The following is a 19,026-nucleotide window of genomic DNA, read 5'->3' on the forward strand; positions in this document are numbered from 1 at the left end:
GATTGCGTCCTTTTATTTTTTAAACCTGAGGTCGAAGGGGTCGTTGACTATTAAAGCCTGCCCCACCTTTAGTTTTATCAATCGGTGTTATTTTCGGGCGCTGAGACTGAGGTTTATTGGTACTCGGTTTTGCCTGATTTGGCTTAGTCGGTTGTGGTCGACTCACATTTGGTTTGTGCTGATCATTCGGTTTTGAATTATGCTCAGGACGCTTATTCATATCAGGTCGTTGTGTCGTTGGACGCTGCTGATGTGAATGGTCTCGATCATAGGGACGATCATAGCGATTTGCATTGTTATAGCGGTGCCCATTATCAATCCGTTGCCCGTAAGCATATCGTTGACCGTAATCATAACGCTGTGCGTATGTACCGCCATATTGGCCAGAATAGTAAGGACCATCATCATAAGGTGCTACCATACAACCGGTTAATGCAACGGCAGCAACAGACAACCAAGCAACTTGTTTAAGCATGTGTAGCACTCCTATTAGGTCTGAATAGATTGTCTATTGACGAGATGTATTCAATCGGCAGCTAATGTATGAATGCTGTGTTTATTTATTCATGCTTTATCCATTATTTGATCTTTCATCTATTTTTATTGCTTTATTGCTAAACACCCCACCTACGCTGAAAAATTCACTACAATAGCCCCTCGCTTCTCACTGTATTCATTTCATGACTTGGCTGATCTTTATTCTTGGGGCAATCTTTGCAGGTTTCGTGCAGGGATTAACAGGTTTTGCTTTCGCCCTCATCGCCATGTCATTTTGGGTATGGATTTTACCGCCACAAATTGCCGCACCTTTAGTCGTGTGTGCATCTGTTTACAGCCATTTCATTTCCTTATCATCTGAACGTAAATCCATCCACTTTGATAAACGTATTATTTTGCCTTATTTGGTTGCGGGTATTTTAGGCGTTCCACTGGGTACTTATTTACTCGACAGCATCAATCAAGACAGTTTTAAATTGGTTTTGGGCGGTTTTTTGGTCTTCTGGTGCCCGATCCTATTTTTTAACCCGAAATTCAATATCATTCAAAAATCTGGAAAATGGGCCGATTCCGTAATTGGTTATATTGCAGGGATCTTAGGGGGCTTAGGCGGTTTTTGTGGTGCTTTGCCATCAGCATGGCTCATGCTAAAAAATAAACCCAAAAGTGAACAACGCTACATTTTGCGTCATTTTAATTTAGCCATTCAGCTCGTCACTTTGGTGAGTTATTTAATACAAGGACTCATTCATAAAGAACACCTGCCTTATCTTGGCGTATTGTTGGTTATTATGGCTTTTCCTGTAATATTTGGTGCTCGTTTATTTTATAAAATTTCAGAACGCCAATTTAAAAATATTGTCTTGGGCTTATTATTTGCATCAGGATGCTTCTTGGTCACGATGAGCCTTATCACCTAAACTACCAATGTACTTCTGTTTAGAAAATAAACCTTTTTTCTTACAAAAAATGATATTGGTCTCATTTTAATATTTTTTAGCCAAATGGCAAAAAATAGATTAATTTTTTCTGTAAAAGTTTATAGAATACTGCACCCCATCATGACTTAAAACAAAACCATGAATAAGTTCATCCTGCTTGCAGGTGTAACTCTGCTAAGCGGCTGTATGTTTGGCACATCAAGTGAAATAAAAAAAGCCGAAAAACTACTGACACATTTTCAGTGTAATAATATTGAAAGCGCACATATGGCGCATAGTTCAATCACCAGTTTTCATGAACAAAAGCTGGCTTCAAGTAAGCAAAAAGTCGTTTCATATATTGATAGCTATAAAGACGGTGAAAAGCTATTTACCATTCCTTTATCTGAAGTAGTAGACCAGCAATATATAATTTACAAAGCTGCATGCCAAAACCTTGGTGGAATTCAACCTGATTTTAAAGACTAAAATATTGGGCTTCTTACAGAACCTGCTTCTCATCCAAAAGAGCAGCTAATTTTTTATTAATAATTTAATGGTTTAATCCTAAATTTTTTTAACTTTTATAAGAGATCCACTATTCGTTTTTTATTTCATTTTTATAAAAAAAATCAATAAAAAAGGACAGTAATCACTGTCCTTTTTATTCGCTAAATAAGATTTAATTCACGTCAAAATAGCGAGTATCTACACTAAACTTTTCTGGGAATTTAGCATTAATTTGAGCATAGAAACCCATAATTTCCGCCATATCTTTTTCATAATCCCCTGTCGGATAGACAATCTTACCTACACCAGTTTTCTTATTGGCATAATCCATATATGCCAAGGCTATCGGCACACCTGCTTGAATAGCAACATGATAAAAGCCCGTTTTCCATTTTTCTTGTTTGGCACGTGTTCCTTCGGGTGTAACCAACATCACCAATTTAGGATGAAATTTAAATAGGTCAGCCATGAGATCAACCATGCTTGGACGTGGTTCACCAGCCTGTTTTGGACGACGATTAATCCCGATTCCCCCCATAGCACGAACAAATGGACCAAAGGGTAATTTCATATAACTGTCTTTAATGGTAATACGTACATTTACCCCTAAAGCTTTCAGTGCAAGTCGTGCGTACAAAGCATCCCAATTGCTGGTATGTGGTGCGGCAATCATTACACATTGATCAATATCAAAATCCCAATGATTATCGATTTGCCAACCCATCAAATTCAGACTTTTTTCTGCCGTTTTTTCAAACACAACTTATACCGCACATTTTTTTAGACGTGCAGAGTTTAACAATACAAAAAAATTATAACAGCGAAGATCGATCACATATTGATCAATTAATATATGATTGTACTTTAGCGTTCAGTTTTAGAAGTTAAACTTAATTTTAAATAACACTATTCTCATTATTCATACATTAATATTTTTAACTCATCATCTTCACTCCAAACTTTAAAAACAACGAAGCAAACAAGAATTTACAGGAATAGACTTTTTTTGTTTTTTATTTAACGCCAAGCTAAAACTACAACTTAGCCAGTCAGGTGAATATTGTGAAAAAACTTATTTTTGCGTTATGTATTGTCAGCACAACATTGGTGGCTTGCTCTAAAACCAGTGACTCTGAACATGCCACACCACCTGATAATAATGTCATTGCCAATACAGATAGCGCATCCCAAAGCACAACATTAAGCAGAGATACCACCGAAAACGCACTTGATTGGGCGGGTGAATATAAAGGAATCTTGCCCTGCCATGATTGCAAAGGTATTGAGACCGAATTGGAATTAAAGCTTGATAAGAGCTTTGAACTTACTCAAAAATTCTTGGGTAAACCTGCAAATAGTGAAAATAAAGTGAAAGGTGTATTTAAATTTTTACCCGATCAGCCGGGCATGATTCAACTAGATGCTGAAGGTGATCATCGTATTTATTTTATTGGCGAAAATTATATTGAAATGCGTGGTGATAAAGGTGAAAAACTCGAAATGCCTGAGCTAAATTACCGTTTAACTAAAGATTTGAATTAAACATTCTAAATCTTTAAGCAATAAAAAATCCCCGCAAATGCGGGGATTTTTTTAGATCAAATGATCGGTGATGTATTACATCATTCCGCCCATACCACCCATGCCACCCATATCTGGCATAGCTGGTTTGTCTTCTGGGATTTCAGTGATCATACATTCAGTTGTTAGCATTAAACCTGCAACTGAAGCAGCGTGTTCAAGTGCAGAACGCGTTACTTTAGCTGGGTCAAGAATACCCATTTCTAGCATATCGCCATACTCTGAAGTCGCAGCGTTGTAACCGAAGTTACCTTCACCGTTTTTCACCGCATTGATTACAACTGATGGTTCATCACCAGAGTTCGCAACGATTTGACGAAGTGGTGCTTCAATCGCACGACGTAAAATGTTGATACCTACATTTTGATCATCATTCGCACCAGTCACACCTTCAAGTGATTTAGCAGCACGTACAAGTGCAACACCGCCACCCGCAACAACACCTTCTTCAACTGCAGCGCGAGTTGCGTGAAGTGCGTCGTCTACACGGTCTTTCTTCTCTTTCATTTCAACTTCTGTTGCTGCACCAATTTTGATAACAGCGACACCGCCTGCCAATTTAGCAACGCGTTCTTGAAGTTTTTCTTTGTCGTATTCCGAAGTAGATTCTTCAATTTGCGCACGGATTTGAGTTACACGCTCAGCGATTTGAGCCGCATTACCAGCACCATCCACAATTACAGTGTTTTCTTTAGATACAGTCACTTTATGCGCAGTACCTAAATCTTGAAGAGACGCTTGTTCAAGTGACATGCCCACTTCTTCAGAAATAACAGTTGCGCCAGTTAAGATCGCGATGTCTTGAAGCATTGCTTTACGACGATCACCAAAACCAGGTGCTTTAACCGCACATACTTTGATAATGCCGCGCATGTTGTTTACAACAAGAGTAGCCAACGCTTCACCTTCAACATCTTCAGCGATGATAAGCAGTGGTTTACCTGTTTTAGCAACAGCTTCAAGTACAGCAATCAATTCACGAATGTTGCTGATTTTTTTATCTACAAGAAGAATGAATGGGTTTTCAAGTTCTGCAGTTAAAGTTTCTTGTTTGTTTGCAAAGTATGGTGAGATATAACCACGGTCAAACTGCATACCTTCTACAACGTCAAGCGAATCTTCAAAGCCTGAACCTTCTTCAACAGTAATAACGCCTTCTTTACCCACTTTTTCCATTGCTTGTGCAATTAAAGTACCAACAGTGGTATCAGAGTTTGCAGAGATCGAACCGACTTGTTCAATTGCTTTAGAGTCAGACGCAGGTTTTGCAGTCGCTTTAATTTCGGCAACTACGGCTTTAACTGCAATATCGATACCGCGTTTCAAGTCCATTGGGTTCATACCCGCAGTCACTGATTTGATACCTTCGTTTAGAATCGCTTGAGCCAATACTGTCGCCGTTGTTGTACCGTCACCTGCGATGTCGTTGGTTTTTGAAGATACTTCACGAACCAATTGTGCGCCCATGTTTTCAAATTTGTCTTTCAGCGCAATTTCTTTAGCAACAGTCACACCGTCTTTAGTGATATGTGGCGCGCCAAAAGAACGATCAATCACAACGTTACGGCCTTTAGGACCTAAAGTCACTTTAACTGCATCTGCAAGGATGTTTACACCAGCGATCATTTTTGAACGCGCTGAATCACCAAATTTTACGTCTTTAGCTGACATGGTTTACTCCAAAAATTTCTAATATATTTTCAAATCAAATTCGGGATGAAAGATCTGAGCTTAGCCTTCTAGTACAGCTAAAATGTCAGACTCTTTCATTACAAGAAGTTCTTCACCATCAACTTTTACTTTAGTACCTGCATAAGCACCAAAAAGTACATTGTCACCCACTTTTACATCTAGTGGGCGTACACCGTTGTCAGTTACTTTGCCATTACCTACAGCAATAATTTCACCTTGAGCAGGTTGTTCAGCAGCAGAAGTACTCAAGATTAAACCACCAGCAGTTTTAGTTTCTTTCTCTACACGGCGGATCACAACGTTGTCATGTAACGGGCGAATGTTGCTCATTTGGAACTCCATCAGACTAAGTCTATTTATAGATGAAAGACGATGACATTTTGATTTCCATAAGCCATCGTCAAAAAATAATTTCGATGACACTTTTGTGGGGATGGAATAAAACGCTTCAAGGGCAAATCTTAATTTTTTTCATCTTTTTGTGCTTTTTTTATTCGAAATTACACTTTAAATAATTAGAGCTCATCTAAAACATGTGTGCTGACATTTTCCTCAAATATTTTTAGCTTAGAATGATAAAAATAGTGGCGCACATTCATCTGCTCATTAATGACATTAAAACTGTTCGCCAAATTTTCATGTAATCGATACGAAGTTGCAGTTCCCGCATGAATATCCCAAACAGGATGCCCAACACCTAAATCATAAATTTGGTTTAAATCATAACTGGCAGGCACATGTAAATGCCCATGCAATAAGCCATTCAAGCCATGCCGACTCCATTGCTCTAAGGCTAATCTTCCCTGTACTGGACAATCTTTGACACCATGAGGATCATTTGGCGGCGTATAAAATGGTTGATGCGCAATCACCAATTTAAGCTTATTGACTGGGGCCTGCTTTAATAGCTGATCTACGTGTTGAATCTGTTCTAGGGAAATATGCCCACGCGTATGATAACGCCGCCGAATACTATTTAGCCCAATCATATAAAAATGTTCAGTTTCCAATACATTTTCTAAAGCACCAAAGAATAATTGGTATCGGGTAAACGGGCTAAATATACGATCCCACAGATGATACAGTGGTATGTCATGGTTACCGGGCACCACGATATAAGGCAATTTTAGGCTGTCCAAAAATTGCTTACAGGCATAAAACTGCATATAACGTGCACGCTGAGTTAAATCCCCACTCGCAACCACCGCTTCAATAGCATGTTGCGCACAAAACTGTTGGATTGCTTTCATACATTCGGGCTTTTCAGTCCCAAAATGTAGATCAGACAGATGCAGAATCATGTGGCACCCGTACATTTAACGCATTTTTCTGCACAGAAATATTTAACGGTGGCTGCATCGTGACAATTTCTCCATCTATTGCCACGGTCATTTTTTTACGTTTGGAATGAATCGCAACCTGATCTGCCGCAAAGCTGTACACATCTGGTGCTTTATCAATATTTCCACGAATGAGCTGCCACAATATTTTAAATAATGTGCGCTTATCGCTTTTGGCGACAACCACACCTGCAACTTTACCCTCTGCTGCATCTTTGGCTATTTGTAGATTTAAATCTGCAAGTTGGAGTTGATTATTTCCAAAAAAGATTAAGGGCGTTTTAACGGGATAAATTTGATGATCAACTTCTATTTCAAGTTTAAGTTCTTTTCGATCTCGAATGAGCACATCCAAACCAGAGGTATAAGCATGTAAAGGAAATCGCCCAAATTTTTGATTGTAATGTTCACGCTTTTGAATAAATAACGGATATAGCCCTAAACTGGCATTATTGAGGTAAATATAATCATTAATTTGTGCTACGTGGACTTTTCGATTTTCACCTGTCGCGATCACTTTAGCTGCATCTATAAGATCCAAAGGTATATTTAAGACGCGTGCAACGTAATTAAACGTCCCTAAAGGGAAAATTCCCATTGGAATGTTACTATGCATTAAACGCTGTGCAACGGCATTTAAAGTACCATCCCCACCTGCCGCAACGACGATACCTACATTATTTTGATCTTGATGGCGCTCTAAAACTTTGCTGATCAGTTCTTCAAAACTGGACTCTTGTCCCAGTTCGAAAGATTGTATTTCATAGTCATATTCGGATAATAAGCGAACAAGTTCCTCATAGACTTCATCTTTATTTGCCGCATGAAATCCTGATTTTTTGTTATAGATAATAGATAATGGCTTGGCTTGTTTAGACATTTTTTATACACCGATAGCGCCTTAGTTTCTATTTTGTCGAATTTAGCAACAAATAATAGCCCCTTTATGTAAAATTCGAATTACCACCATTTATTTAATCAATAATAATTCTCATGTAAGAAATTATTTCAAGATCTTGATTTTATTAAAAATAAATATATAAAATATTGTCCATTAATTTTGTGAATAAAATAAAAAACACACATTATTTTTAATATCTTTTTGATTTATATGTATTTATTACATAAATAACATTAACTACCAAAAAAAATCTACCACTTCTTTAGTCTTATTTTTTTTATGATTTTATGCTTTAATACAGCGACTTTTTTTTCATATTTTATCTGCATGGTGCAACCCACGATGCAGATTAGACTTTGTACGGTTAGTACATATTTGAGATAGGCCTCACCATGACCCAAGTGAACGCACCAGAATTCGTTCGTCACCCTAAGCTTATTGCTTGGGTGGAAGAAATTGCCAAATTAACCAAACCAGCAAAAATCGAATGGTGTGACGGTAGCGCAGAAGAATATCAACGTTATATCGACTTGATGATCGCTAACGGCACTATGCAAGAACTTAACCAAGAAAAACATCCTGGTTCTTACCTTGCTAATTCTGATCCTTCTGACGTTGCTCGTGTTGAAGGTCGTACTTTTATTTGTTCAGAAAAGCAAGAAGATGCTGGCGCAACTAACAACTGGGAAGCTCCAGCTGAAATGCGTACTCGCCTTAACGGTTTATTCGACGGTTCAATGAAAGGTCGTACTTTGTACGTTGTTCCTTTCTCTATGGGTCCTTTAGGTTCTCATATTGCTCATATCGGTATCGAACTTACTGATTCTCCTTACGTAGCTGTAAGCATGTCAAAAATGGCTCGTATGGGTAAAGCTGTTTATGACGTTCTTGGTACTGACGGTGAATACATTCCTTGTGTACACACTGTAGGCGCTCCGCTTGAAGAAGGTAAAAAAGACGTTGCATGGCCTTGCAACCCTGAAAAATACATCGTTCATTACCCAGAAACTCGTGAAATCTGGTCTTACGGTTCTGGTTACGGCGGTAACGCATTGTTGGGTAAAAAATGCCTAGCTTTACGTATTGCATCTTCTATGGGTCGTCAACAAGGCTGGTTAGCTGAACACATGTTAATCCTTGGTGTGACAAATCCACAAGGCGAAAAACACTACATCGCAGCTGCATTCCCTTCTGCTTGTGGTAAAACAAACTTCGCTATGTTGATTCCACCAGCTGGCTACGAAGGTTGGAAAATTGAAACTGTAGGTGACGATATTGCTTGGATCAAACCAGGTGAAGATGGCCGCTTATACGCAATCAACCCTGAAGCTGGTTTCTTTGGTGTGGCACCTGGTACAAACACCAAAACCAACCCGAACTGTATGGCTACATTGACTAAAGATGTCATCTATACAAACGTTGCTGTAACTGACAACGGCGAAGTTTGGTGGGAAGGTCTTTCTAAAGAAGCGCCTGCTAACCTTACAAACTGGAAAGGTCAACCACACGTTGCTGGTGAAAAAGCTGCGCATCCAAACGCTCGTTTCACAGTTTCTGCTGGTCAATGCCCTTCTATTGATGCTGACTGGGAAAATCCAGCGGGTGTTCCAATTTCTGCGTTCATCTTCGGTGGTCGTCGTGCAGACACAGTGCCTCTAATTTCAGAAGCATTTGACTGGGTTGATGGTGTTTACAAAGCTGCAACTATGGGCTCTGAAACAACTGCTGCGGCTGTTGGTCAACAAGGTATCGTTCGTCGTGACCCATTCGCAATGCTTCCATTTGCGGGTTACAACATGGCTGACTACTTCTCTCACTGGTTAGAACTTGGTGAAGAAGTTGCTGCTAAAGCTGCGGCTCATGGCAACAAACTTCCTGGTATCTACAACGTGAACTGGTTCCGTCGTGATGCTGAAGGCAACTTTGTATGGCCTGGTTTCGGTCAAAACATGCGTGTTCTTGAGTGGATCATTGACCGTTGTGAAGGTCGTGCAACTGCTGTTGAAACTCCAATTGGCCGCGTTCCAACTTTCGAACAATTAAACTGGACTGGTTCAGACTTCACTAAAGAACAATTTGACCTTGTTACTTCTCAAGACAAAGATCAATGGATCAAAGAACTTGAAAGCCACACTGAATTGTTCAACAAACTAGGTGATCGCCTTCCAGAAGCGCTTAAAGCTCGTCAAGCTGAGTTAATCGCTGCTGTTAAATCTGCTTAATCCTTGATTAAGTAATTTAAAAAGACCGCTCAATGCGGTCTTTTTTTCAACTTTACAATTTCGTGAGTTGAAATTTATAACCATAACTTTGAATATAAGGGGGAATTCAAATGCTTAAAATTCTTAGCGCATCTATTCTTTTACTCAGTGCATCAAGCATTGCAACTGCCAATCCGCAAGAAGCAGCAAATCAAGTAACCGCACAACCTAAATTAAAAGTTTGTGTAATTGAAGGAATTCCAGATTCTAGTCAATATCAAATCAAAAAGCATATTAAAGCGGCTAAAGGCACCTATGGCAGCGTGGTAGAAGTTTATCCGCGTTTTGTTGAACGTGCGCATCAAGTCGGCGGTAATGTTGTGATTAATTACCATGCTAGCCAGCGCTTTGGTTTTTGGCCTTGGCGCGTTGTCCGTCCAGTGGTTTGGGGCACTGCGGTAAAATGGAATACTCCTGTCGACTGCAAAAACATTGGCGGTGTAGAACTTTAATTTCTACAGCCTTAAAAAAAGCCGCATTTGCGGCTTTTTTACATTCAAAGAATTCTTAACTCACCTAAGCAGCATCACCTTGTGCGCGGCGTGCATGCAAGGAAGCCAGATAAAGCTCTAATTCAACCGTTTCAACTTCTGTAAACTGTAAATACAATTTAGTGCGCCGTTTTAAAATATCTTCGCTCGACTTCGCCCATTCCTGCTCAACTAAATAGTCAATTTCCTGCGCATACAAACCATGCCCAAAATATTGTCCAAGATCTTGCATTTTTGTTGTGCCGTCCAGTAATTGCCAAATACGTGTGCCATAGGCCTGTGCCCAACGATAGGCAATATCAGCATCAACGCCTTTCAACCGACCTTGAATTTCTGCAACCAAATAATCAATGAATTTAAAATTTTCAGCACCGGGTAATACCGCATGCTCTGTCCAAGCCTTGGTCATCTGAGGAAAAAAGGGTTTCAAACTCATCATTGCCGCTTCTGCCAATTTTCGATAAGTCGTTAATTTCCCACCAAAGATTGACAGCAAAGGTGCAAACCCTTCCTCCTCATCACTCAAAGCTAAAGTATAATCTCGCGTTACCGCTGCGGGGTTATCCGACTCATCATCACACAATGGCCGCACACCAGAATAGCTTGCAACGATATCGCTTGAGCTTAACTGGACTTTAAAATGATCATTAGAAACATCGAGCAAGTAGTCTATTTCTTGTTGACTAATTTCGACCTGATTCGGATCCCCCTTATATTCACAATCCGTCGTTCCAATTAATGTGTATTTATTTAAATACGGAATCGCAAAGACGATTCGTTGGTCGTCATTTTGCATAATAAAGGCTTTATCACCTGTATACAGTCTAGGAACAATAATATGACTACCTTGAATAAGCCGAATACCATAAGGTGATTTTTTCTTTAAACTCTTCTGAATAAATTCAGCCACCCAAGGTCCTGCTGCATTAACCAATACTTTGGCATGAACGATTTGAACGCCTTGCTCATTTTCTAGTTGAACCTGCCAATGACCATGTTCCTGTTGCGCTGAGATACAACACGTATGCGTAAAAATATCAGCACCCAACTCTCTTGCTTGAATCGCATTTAATATCACTAAACGTGCATCATCGACTGTACAATCTGAATATTCAAAACCTTTGGTAATGTTCGATTTAAGTGGACTATCTGCATCGCTAAACTCGACAGGATTCGAACTAGCCAGTTGTTCACGTTTACCCAAATGATCATAAAAGAACAGCCCTGTCCGAATCAGCCAAGCCGGACGTAAATGCGGCTCATGCGGCATAATGAAACGCATAGGGCGAATAATATGCGGTGCTTTTTTTAGTAAAACTTCACGCTCAGCCAATGCTTCACGTACCAACCTAAACTCTTTATGCTCTAAGTAGCGTAAACCACCGTGTATCAGTTTACTGCTTGCAGATGACGTATGGCTGGCTAAATCGTCTTTTTCACAGAGTAGAACTGAAAGTCCTCGGCCTGCTGCATCACAAGCAATCCCGGCTCCATTTATTCCACCACCAATGACCACCATGTCATAAATTGGGTGTTGTGTATTCATAAACACCTCGCTTCGCTTCCTTTGTTCTATTATTCGTTTTACAAACTTTATTTTTCCGAACTCTTATTCCCAATAACAATCATTTTTTATTTTAACTACACTATATAAGCAATGTACGTCTAATCTCCCACAACTACAATAGTGATTGTTCTCTTTTCAGCCCAACCTATATTCAAAGCAATAACTATGACAAGCGCATAAATCGTACACTTATTAAACAAAACAGCCTTTTTAGTTTACATTTCATTCTTTTTTATACGCTTAAGATATTTTTACACAATAAAAAAATGGATTTCCAATATGACCGATCAAACGGTAGTTCAATCCAATCTGGATACGAAAACACGCGTAAAATCCATTCTTGGCGGTTCTGCAGGTAACTTAGTCGAATGGTACGATTGGTATGTTTACGCAGCCTTTACTCTTTACTTTGCACATGCTTTTTTCCCTAAAGGCAGCCAAACTGCACAATTACTCCAAGCAGCCGCGATTTTTGCCGTAGGCTTTTTAATGCGACCGATTGGCGCATGGATTATGGGAGTCTATTCAGATAAAAAAGGACGAAAATCGGGCTTAACCTTATCCGTTACCCTGATGTGTATTGGTTCCTTAATGATCGCTATCTCCCCAACCCATGATCAGATTGGGATTTTTGCACCGGTCATTTTAGTTGTAGCACGGCTGATTCAAGGCCTAAGTGTTGGCGGCGAATATGGCGCCAGTGCAACATATCTTAGTGAAATGGCCGATAAAAACCGACGTGGTTTTTTCTCAAGTTTCCAATACGTCACCTTAATTGCAGGTCAGCTCACTGCACTTTGTGTGCTATTAATTTTGCAATGGGTCCTTACGGAAGAACAATTACACGACTGGGGATGGCGTATTCCCTTTTTCATTGGTGCGTGTTTAGCCATTGTCGTATTCCGCATTCGTCGCGGACTGATGGAAACTCAGTCTTTCAAGAATGCTCAAAATGATAAAACCCAGCCTGAATCAGGACTATTTGCACTATTTAAGCATTATCCTAAAGAAGCTTTTACCGTTTTATTCCTGACTGCTGGTGGTACCTTAGCGTTCTATACCTACACCACCTATTTGCAAAAATATTTGGTCAATACCTCAGGCTTCAGTAAACCCGCGGCCACGCAGATCACCACACTGGCCTTGTTTATTTTTATGTGTTTACAACCTGCCGCAGGTACACTGTCAGATAAAATTGGTCGTAAACCGATTATGATTGCGTTTGGTGTTTTAGGGGTGCTATTCACCTATGTATTGTTTGATGCCATCGCCAATACGCAAAACTATTGGACAGCTTTTTGGTTGTGTTTGGCTGGATTGGTGATTGTGACTGGCTATACATCCATTAATGCCGTGGTAAAAGCAGAAATGTTCCCCGCTCATATCCGTGCTTTAGGTGTGGCGCTGCCCTATGCCCTAGCCAATACTATCTTTGGCGGAACAGCGGAATTCTTTGCACTCAGTTTTAAAGAAGCAGGTCACGAATCATGGTTCTTCATCTATGTGACCATCATGATTTTCATCTCATTATTGGTGTATATCTTTATGAAGGACACCAAACATCATTCAAAAATTATGGAGCATTGACCCCAACTTGAATGAAGAAAGATCTACGATTTATCGCTAAAAGCTCAATTCAAATACCATATAAAGCCTCATTTCTGGGGCTTTATTCATTTTACTTAGTCGCAAAATATACATCTGGTCAAAAGATTTGCAAACTTAAGACTAAAGTCGCATGAAATTATGCGACAACAGGAGTATAAATTAAATAAATATAGTTCCATCTCCCATTTCGACAAAATATATTGATTTAAACTTTTGCAAAAAGAGTTTAAATGGATATGTTTTGCATTCATTCCTTGGAGAATGATGTGTCAAACGCATCTGAACAAGTTGTTCCAGAACAACTTGATAGAAAAACTCGTGTCAAATCTATCCTCGGTGGGTCAGCCGGCAACCTCGTAGAATGGTACGACTGGTATGTCTATGCTGCATTTACCCTCTACTTTGCGCCACAATTTTTCCCTGATGGTGACAACACGGTCAAACTCCTTCAAGCAGCTGCAGTATTTGCCTTAGGTTTCTTAATGCGTCCAATTGGCGCATGGGTCATGGGTATCTATGCCGACCGTAAAGGTCGTAAAGCCGGTTTAACCGTCTCAGTATCATTGATGTGTCTTGGTTCTCTGATGATTGCCTGCGCACCAACTTATGATTCTGTCGGTATGCTTGCTCCTGCTATCTTGCTCCTTGCGCGTTTGATTCAAGGTTTGAGTGTGGGTGGTGAATATGGTTCAAGTGCAACCTATTTGACCGAAATGGCGGGTAAAAACCATCGTGGTTTCTTCTCAAGTTTCCAATATGTGACTTTAATTTCAGGTCAATTATTGGCACTTTGCGTACTGATCATTTTACAACGCAATTTCTCTGAACAAGCCTTAACAGATTGGGGCTGGCGTGTTCCATTCTTCATTGGTGCTTTGCTTGCCATTGTGGTGTTCTGGATTCGTCGTGGTTTAGTTGAAACTCAATCGTCTAAAGAAGCACAAGAACAAGCGAAAAAAGGTGGCCCAAAATCTGGCGCATTGGCCTTATTTACCAAATATCCAAAACAAGCCTTCACTGTCATTATGTTGACTGCGGGCGGTACTTTGGCCTTCAACACTTTTACTACGTATCTTCAAAAATACTTGGTCAATACTTCAGGTTTCGAAAAAACCACAGCAACTGAAATTACCACTGCGGCAATTTTCATCTTCATGTTATTGCAACCTGCTGTAGGTGCGCTTTCAGATAAAATTGGCCGTAAGCCGATTATGATCGCCTTCGGTGTTTTAGGTGTGCTTTTCACTATTCCAATCTTTAATGGTATTGGCTCAACCACAAGCCCGACGACTGCATTTATGCTGTGCATGAGCGGTATGGTGATTGTGACTGGTTATACTGCGATTAACGCTGTGGTGAAAGCCGAACTATTCCCTGCTCATATTCGTGCTTTAGGTGTTGCGCTTCCTTATGCGATTGCCAATACATTGTTTGGTGGTACAGCTGAACTTGTTGCTTTAAGTTTCAAAAATGCAGGCCATGAAAATTACTTCTTCTATTACATTACTTTCATGATCGGTTTGTCTTTATTGACTTACGTCTTTATGAAAGATACTAAAAAGCACAGCATGATCACTGACGATTAATGTCGTTCACATGTTGTGAGACTTAAGCCCATCAAAGCCTATTTTGATGGGCTTTTTTTAGCACCATCATTTTATAGAAAACTCTGCTTTCATGATTTTAGCCATCGAGACATTGTATGGACTATGGCATACTAAACGCACAAATACACACGGCGAATGAATGATGAAAAATATTTATAAAGTTTTGAGTTTGGGTATTGTTGCGATGTCTTTAGCAGCGTGTCAAAGTGGTCCACGCGCTTTTAATGGTCAAACTGGCTTTCAAATTGAATCGCAATCTGCTGATACTGCAACTTTGGCTTACACACTTGCAGGTCGTCAAAATCAACAACTCGATGCCAACAAATTACAACGCGCTTGCCAAAAAGTTTTAAAAACACAAAAAACATATAAGTTACAAATTCTGAGTGTGAATGAAATTGCGAATCCAGCTCTTGAAGACACACAATTCGGTCGTCAAATTGGTAATACACGCGCAAGTTTCGGTTTATCCAATACCCCAGACTTACGCAACTCAGAAAATTTAGGTGCTCGTGATGCACTCAATGCACGTCCCGCAACATTACGTGTCGTTCGCTATACCTGTTCATAAGCGTATAAACACGCAGATAAAAAAAGACGCTTTAAGCGTCTTTTTTTCATTGAATTCTTATAAGGTTTTATAAAAGCTGACATTGCGAAACTCTGGCGATTCATCTAAATCTGGCCATGTTGTTGCACTACGCTCATCCAACTTTTCATATTTTGGATGACTAAAGTTCTTCACTCGGCTATCTGCCACCCATACTTCTGGGGCAAACTTTAAAAACTCGTCTAAGAAGAAACGGTTGCATTGGTCATACAGTACATCTGCTGCCAATAATATATCGATCTGTTCTGCCTTATACAGATCATCCAAGTACTCAAGTTCTACATCATTTAATTCAGCATTAGCACGACAGGCATCGAGACTCACTTGATCGATATCACAGCAAATAACACGTTTCGCCCCTGCCATTTTCGCGGCAATCGCGACCACACCCGAACCTGCGCCAAAATCCAACACCACTTTATCTTTCACGTGCTGCGGCTCGGCTAAGAGCCACTGTGCCATTGCTAAACCAGATGCCCAACAGAAGATCCAATACGGCGTATCATTCCAAATACGACGAATCACTTCATCGTCCATTTTATCAGTCGGAAAAACGGGCGGGATCAACCAAAGCGAAATAGGTGTATCAGGCAATTGCTGTGCATGTAGTTCACAATGTGGAATCACCTTATGCAATGCATTAAGTAAATGTTCTGGGGCTTTGGGAAATTGGAAAGTACAGCTCATATTAAGCCTTGGAGATAATTTTATTTGAATTTATAAATACATTGGATACGCGACATCGTCATCTGCTGCTGTGCGAGACAGAACACAATCGAATTAACACCGTTTCTGCGACAACATTAATTCCGAGACAGAACACAATCGAATTAACACCGTTTCTGCGACAACATTAATTCCGAGACAGAATATGTCGAGTTCAGCAGATGACAGATGGTTTTGGTTACTTTTGCCGAAACAAAAGTAACATACGAGCTTCTTACATTCTTAGTCACAGCGGTAAGACTCCGTTGTGACTTCAATATCTTTTAATTAAAAGATTAACCCAGCGCTTTTTCAGCAGCTTCAACAGTTTGACGAATCAAAGTGGTAATCGTCATTGGACCCACACCACCCGGTACAGGTGTATAAGCAGAAGCCACTTCTTCAATACCGACCAATTGGATGTCACCCACACCGCCGCCATCACGTGGATGGAAACCAGCATCAACAACCACAGCACCTTGCTTGATCCAATCTTTTTGAATCAATTCTGCTTTACCTACTGCACCAACAATAATATCTGCCTGTTTCACAAAACTCGCTAAATCTTGAGTACGTGAATGACAAATCGTTACTGTTGCATTGGCTTCAAGGAGCATTGCTGCCATTGGTTTACCCAAAATTGCAGAACGACCAACAACTACAGCGTGCTTACCTGAAATTTCGATGTTGTTTTCTTTCAAGATCGTCATGATGCCTGCAGGCGTTGCAGAACCATACGCTGCTTCACCCATTGCCATACGACCAAAACCGAGACATGTAACGCCGTCTACATCTTTAGCCAATGAAATTGCATCAAAACATGCACGCTCATCAATTTGAGCAGGTACTGGATGCTGTAAAAGAATCCCGTGTACATCTGGGTTAGCGTTTAATTTTTCAATTTCAGCAAGTAATTGCTCAGTTGTCGTTTCTTTAGAAAGCTCAACTTTCAATGAATCCATACCAACACGGCGGCAAGCATTCCCTTTCATACGTACATAAGTTGCAGATGCACCATCGTCACCTACTAAAATAGTCGCAAGGATTGGGGTACGACCTGATTTCGCTTTGAGCGCTTCAACGCGAGTCAACAAGTCAGCTTCAATTTGCTTCGCCAATGCACGACCATCTAAAACTAATGCCACGGCACTTCTCCAAGTGATGATATGAATCAATTTTGCACATAATACATGATTATTTTAAATTTTTTATCATGTATGCTGCTTTTCTGCTCATACAGATGAATCTGCTATTGTTTTTTTTTCAGAGCTTGCTAATATACGCATCAACAAGACATGGCGGGGTGGCAGAGTGGTCATGCAGCGGACTGCAACTCCGTGTACGCCGGTTCGATTCCGACCTCCGCCTCCAATCTTGTTAAGCCCGAGTGGTGAAATCGGTAGACACAGGGGATTTAAAATCCCCCGCCCACAAAGCGTGCCAGTTCGAGTCTGGCCTCGGGCACCATTCTTCTACTACTGAAGATGGTGTAATAAAGAACCCAGCGATAAGCTGGTTTTTTTATGCCTAAATTTTGTGTTCAACGCATTTATTCTCAAAAATAAAAAAGAGGGATTGAATCCCTCCTCTCTATCAACTTAATTTTTAAATCATTTTTTTTAACAATTTTTAAATTACGTTCACCACAACTTTACCAATATGCTCACCTGTATCCATGCATGCATGTGCATCTTGGATTTGATCAAAAGCAAATGTTTTATAAATCATCGGTAAGCATTCACCTTTTGCCCATAATGGCGCAACGTGCTGCATTAAGCCTTGGGCAATTTCCGCTTTCTCAGCAGTATTACGCGCACGCATAGTTGAACCTGTAATGGTCAAACGCTTCATCATAATTTGACCGAGCTTTACATCTTTGGCTTTAGCACCACCTAAGAATGCGATATACACCAAACGGCCATCACGACGGAGCAAATTCAAGTTCTTTTCTAAATATGGCGCACCCACCATATCGAGCACCACATCTACACCGCCATTGTCGGTTGCTTCATTAATGACTTGCTCAAAGTCTTGAGTTTTGTAGTTAATCGCAGTGGTTAATTCTGAAATCGCTTGGACTTTCTCATCTGAACCCACTGTAGCAAATGATTTTAGACCTAATGATTTACATAACATCAGTGCAGTTGTACCAATACCACTTGCACCGCCGTGAACTAAAACAGTCTCTCCTGCTTTGGCATGTGCCATTTGGAATACATTCGCCCATACGGTAAAGAATGTCTCAGGAATCGCTGCTGCTTGGGTAAAGCTTACACCTTCAGGAATAGTAATGGTTTGGCTTTCAGGCACCACGCAATATTCTGCATAACCACCACCATTGGTCAGGCCACAAACTTTATCACCCACTTTAAATAAAGTGACGTCCGCACCAACTGCAATCACTTCACCTGCCACTTCCAGACCCGGCACAGGCGTAACACCTTTTGGCATAGGGTATAAACCTTGACGCTGTAAAATGTCTGGACGGTTAATACCAAAGGCATGGACTTTCACCAAAACTTCATCAGCTTTCGGCTCAGGAACTGCCACCGATTCATAAGCCAATTTTTCTACACCGCCCGGCTCTGTAATAATGACCTGCTGCATGGTTTCCTGTGACATGAGTTTTCCTTTTCAATTATTGACTATTCATCTATCTAAGTGCTATTTGAACACAGAAATGCCATCGAATGAACAAGCATGGACTTATGTATAATTCAAAGACTATTTAGCAA

Annotated in this window: 18 protein-coding genes and 2 tRNA genes; 10 read left to right on the forward strand and 10 right to left on the reverse strand. The window is 40.2% G+C overall.

Translation table 11 applies throughout. The features are described 5' to 3' along the window. Positions 1-19: 19 nt before the first annotated feature. Complete coding sequence (locus B9T33_RS16540; protein ID WP_086178810.1) at positions 20-475, reverse strand: hypothetical protein; 456 nt, start codon at positions 473-475, stop codon at positions 20-22. A gap of 205 nt (positions 476-680) precedes the next feature. Here B9T33_RS16540 and B9T33_RS10265 point away from each other — a divergent pair, with 205 nt between their 5' ends. Both B9T33_RS10265 and B9T33_RS10270 read left to right on the forward strand, forming a co-directional pair. Further along, the gene (locus B9T33_RS10265) at positions 681-1,418 is read left to right on the forward strand and encodes a sulfite exporter TauE/SafE family protein (RefSeq protein ID WP_086178811.1); all 738 of its coding nucleotides are present in this window, start codon (positions 681-683) and stop codon (positions 1,416-1,418) included. A gap of 159 nt (positions 1,419-1,577) precedes the next feature. Next, on the forward strand, positions 1,578-1,907 hold the full coding sequence (locus B9T33_RS10270) for a hypothetical protein (RefSeq protein ID WP_086178812.1): 330 nt from the start codon (positions 1,578-1,580) through the stop codon (positions 1,905-1,907). 193 nt (positions 1,908-2,100) lie between these two features. Here the strand turns inward: B9T33_RS10270 and B9T33_RS10275 are convergent, their stop codons facing one another. Continuing rightward, positions 2,101-2,688, reverse strand: a complete 588-nt coding sequence (locus B9T33_RS10275; protein ID WP_171263618.1) for a 1-acyl-sn-glycerol-3-phosphate acyltransferase — start codon at positions 2,686-2,688, stop codon at positions 2,101-2,103. 302 nt (positions 2,689-2,990) lie between these two features. Between B9T33_RS10275 and B9T33_RS10280 the strand changes: the two genes are divergently transcribed. Next, a complete protein-coding gene (locus B9T33_RS10280; protein WP_086178813.1) occupies positions 2,991-3,470 on the forward strand; it encodes a copper resistance protein NlpE in 480 nt (159 codons plus the stop codon). Between the two features lie 75 nt (positions 3,471-3,545). Here B9T33_RS10280 and groL read toward each other — a convergent pair whose 3' ends face one another. The 4 genes from groL to B9T33_RS10300 all read right to left on the reverse strand — a co-directional run bounded on the left by groL (position 3,546) and on the right by B9T33_RS10300 (position 7,421). Further along, the gene (groL, locus tag B9T33_RS10285; protein WP_086178814.1) at positions 3,546-5,180 is read right to left on the reverse strand and encodes a chaperonin GroEL; all 1,635 of its coding nucleotides are present in this window, start codon (positions 5,178-5,180) and stop codon (positions 3,546-3,548) included. 60 nt (positions 5,181-5,240) lie between these two features. Continuing rightward, a complete protein-coding gene (locus B9T33_RS10290) occupies positions 5,241-5,531 on the reverse strand; it encodes a co-chaperone GroES (RefSeq protein WP_086178815.1) in 291 nt (96 codons plus the stop codon). A 185-nt stretch (positions 5,532-5,716) separates the two neighbouring features. Further along, positions 5,717-6,502 (reverse strand): metallophosphoesterase family protein, encoded by a 786-nt coding sequence (locus B9T33_RS10295; protein ID WP_086178816.1) that lies wholly within the window; start codon positions 6,500-6,502, stop codon positions 5,717-5,719. After that, entirely contained in the window at positions 6,483-7,421 is a 939-nt protein-coding gene (locus B9T33_RS10300) for a diacylglycerol/lipid kinase family protein (protein WP_086178817.1), read from the reverse strand. The genes B9T33_RS10295 and B9T33_RS10300 overlap by 20 nt, the downstream gene beginning before the upstream one ends. A gap of 413 nt (positions 7,422-7,834) precedes the next feature. Between B9T33_RS10300 and B9T33_RS10305 the strand changes: the two genes are divergently transcribed. Both B9T33_RS10305 and B9T33_RS10310 read left to right on the forward strand, forming a co-directional pair. Next, complete coding sequence (locus B9T33_RS10305) at positions 7,835-9,664, forward strand: phosphoenolpyruvate carboxykinase (GTP) (RefSeq protein WP_086178818.1); 1,830 nt, start codon at positions 7,835-7,837, stop codon at positions 9,662-9,664. Between the two features lie 110 nt (positions 9,665-9,774). Then, entirely contained in the window at positions 9,775-10,155 is a 381-nt protein-coding gene (locus B9T33_RS10310; protein ID WP_086178819.1) for a hypothetical protein, read from the forward strand. Positions 10,156-10,219: 64 nt separating this feature from the next. Here the strand turns inward: B9T33_RS10310 and glpD are convergent, their stop codons facing one another. Continuing rightward, on the reverse strand, positions 10,220-11,740 hold the full coding sequence (glpD, locus tag B9T33_RS10315; RefSeq protein ID WP_086178820.1) for a glycerol-3-phosphate dehydrogenase: 1,521 nt from the start codon (positions 11,738-11,740) through the stop codon (positions 10,220-10,222). Between the two features lie 300 nt (positions 11,741-12,040). On the opposite strand from glpD, the gene B9T33_RS10320 reads away from it, so the two are divergent. From B9T33_RS10320 to B9T33_RS10330, 3 genes are all read left to right on the forward strand, one after another. Then, the gene (locus tag B9T33_RS10320) at positions 12,041-13,348 is read left to right on the forward strand and encodes an MFS transporter (RefSeq protein WP_086178821.1); all 1,308 of its coding nucleotides are present in this window, start codon (positions 12,041-12,043) and stop codon (positions 13,346-13,348) included. Positions 13,349-13,635: 287 nt separating this feature from the next. Further along, entirely contained in the window at positions 13,636-14,955 is a 1,320-nt protein-coding gene (locus B9T33_RS10325; RefSeq protein WP_086178913.1) for an MFS transporter, read from the forward strand. Between the two features lie 163 nt (positions 14,956-15,118). Further along, the gene (locus B9T33_RS10330; protein WP_086178822.1) at positions 15,119-15,547 is read left to right on the forward strand and encodes a hypothetical protein; all 429 of its coding nucleotides are present in this window, start codon (positions 15,119-15,121) and stop codon (positions 15,545-15,547) included. Between the two features lie 57 nt (positions 15,548-15,604). On the opposite strand, the gene B9T33_RS10335 is transcribed toward B9T33_RS10330, so the two are convergent. Continuing rightward, a complete protein-coding gene (locus B9T33_RS10335) occupies positions 15,605-16,273 on the reverse strand; it encodes a class I SAM-dependent methyltransferase (protein ID WP_086178823.1) in 669 nt (222 codons plus the stop codon). A gap of 314 nt (positions 16,274-16,587) precedes the next feature. Further along, complete coding sequence (gene folD, locus B9T33_RS10340) at positions 16,588-17,436, reverse strand: bifunctional methylenetetrahydrofolate dehydrogenase/methenyltetrahydrofolate cyclohydrolase FolD (protein WP_086178824.1); 849 nt, start codon at positions 17,434-17,436, stop codon at positions 16,588-16,590. 152 nt (positions 17,437-17,588) lie between these two features. On the opposite strand from folD, the gene B9T33_RS10345 reads away from it, so the two are divergent. Together B9T33_RS10345 and B9T33_RS10350 are read left to right on the forward strand one after the other, a co-directional pair. Beyond that, positions 17,589-17,662, forward strand: a tRNA-Cys gene (locus tag B9T33_RS10345). A gap of 10 nt (positions 17,663-17,672) precedes the next feature. Next, positions 17,673-17,758: transfer RNA gene (locus B9T33_RS10350), tRNA-Leu, on the forward strand. A gap of 162 nt (positions 17,759-17,920) precedes the next feature. Here the strand turns inward: B9T33_RS10350 and B9T33_RS10355 are convergent. After that, a complete protein-coding gene (locus B9T33_RS10355; RefSeq protein WP_086178825.1) occupies positions 17,921-18,913 on the reverse strand; it encodes an NAD(P)H-quinone oxidoreductase in 993 nt (330 codons plus the stop codon). Between the last annotated feature and the right edge of the window lie 113 nt (positions 18,914-19,026).

The sequence above is a fragment of the Acinetobacter sp. ANC 5054 genome, assembly GCF_002135295.1.
GTDB lineage: Bacteria > Pseudomonadota > Gammaproteobacteria > Pseudomonadales > Moraxellaceae > Acinetobacter.

Excerpts from the sequence above, each read along its gene's own strand:
- B9T33_RS10265 (WP_086178811.1), top strand. The coding sequence starts at position 681 with ATGACTTGGCTGATCTTTATTCTTGGGGCAATCTTTGCAGGTTTCGTG.
- B9T33_RS10335 (WP_086178823.1), bottom strand. The coding sequence starts at position 16,273 with ATGAGCTGTACTTTCCAATTTCCCAAAGCCCCAGAACATTTACTTAAT.
- B9T33_RS10290 (WP_086178815.1), bottom strand. The coding sequence starts at position 5,531 with ATGAGCAACATTCGCCCGTTACATGACAACGTTGTGATCCGCCGTGTA.
- B9T33_RS10305 (WP_086178818.1), top strand. The coding sequence starts at position 7,835 with ATGACCCAAGTGAACGCACCAGAATTCGTTCGTCACCCTAAGCTTATT.
- B9T33_RS10270 (WP_086178812.1), top strand. The coding sequence starts at position 1,578 with ATGAATAAGTTCATCCTGCTTGCAGGTGTAACTCTGCTAAGCGGCTGT.
- B9T33_RS10310 (WP_086178819.1), top strand. The coding sequence starts at position 9,775 with ATGCTTAAAATTCTTAGCGCATCTATTCTTTTACTCAGTGCATCAAGC.
- groL (WP_086178814.1), bottom strand. The coding sequence starts at position 5,180 with ATGTCAGCTAAAGACGTAAAATTTGGTGATTCAGCGCGTTCAAAAATG.
- glpD (WP_086178820.1), bottom strand. The coding sequence starts at position 11,740 with ATGAATACACAACACCCAATTTATGACATGGTGGTCATTGGTGGTGGA.
- B9T33_RS10330 (WP_086178822.1), top strand. The coding sequence starts at position 15,119 with ATGAAAAATATTTATAAAGTTTTGAGTTTGGGTATTGTTGCGATGTCT.
- B9T33_RS10300 (WP_086178817.1), bottom strand. The coding sequence starts at position 7,421 with ATGTCTAAACAAGCCAAGCCATTATCTATTATCTATAACAAAAAATCA.
- B9T33_RS10295 (WP_086178816.1), bottom strand. The coding sequence starts at position 6,502 with ATGATTCTGCATCTGTCTGATCTACATTTTGGGACTGAAAAGCCCGAA.
- B9T33_RS16540 (WP_086178810.1), bottom strand. The coding sequence starts at position 475 with ATGCTTAAACAAGTTGCTTGGTTGTCTGTTGCTGCCGTTGCATTAACC.
- B9T33_RS10320 (WP_086178821.1), top strand. The coding sequence starts at position 12,041 with ATGACCGATCAAACGGTAGTTCAATCCAATCTGGATACGAAAACACGC.
- B9T33_RS10355 (WP_086178825.1), bottom strand. The coding sequence starts at position 18,913 with ATGTCACAGGAAACCATGCAGCAGGTCATTATTACAGAGCCGGGCGGT.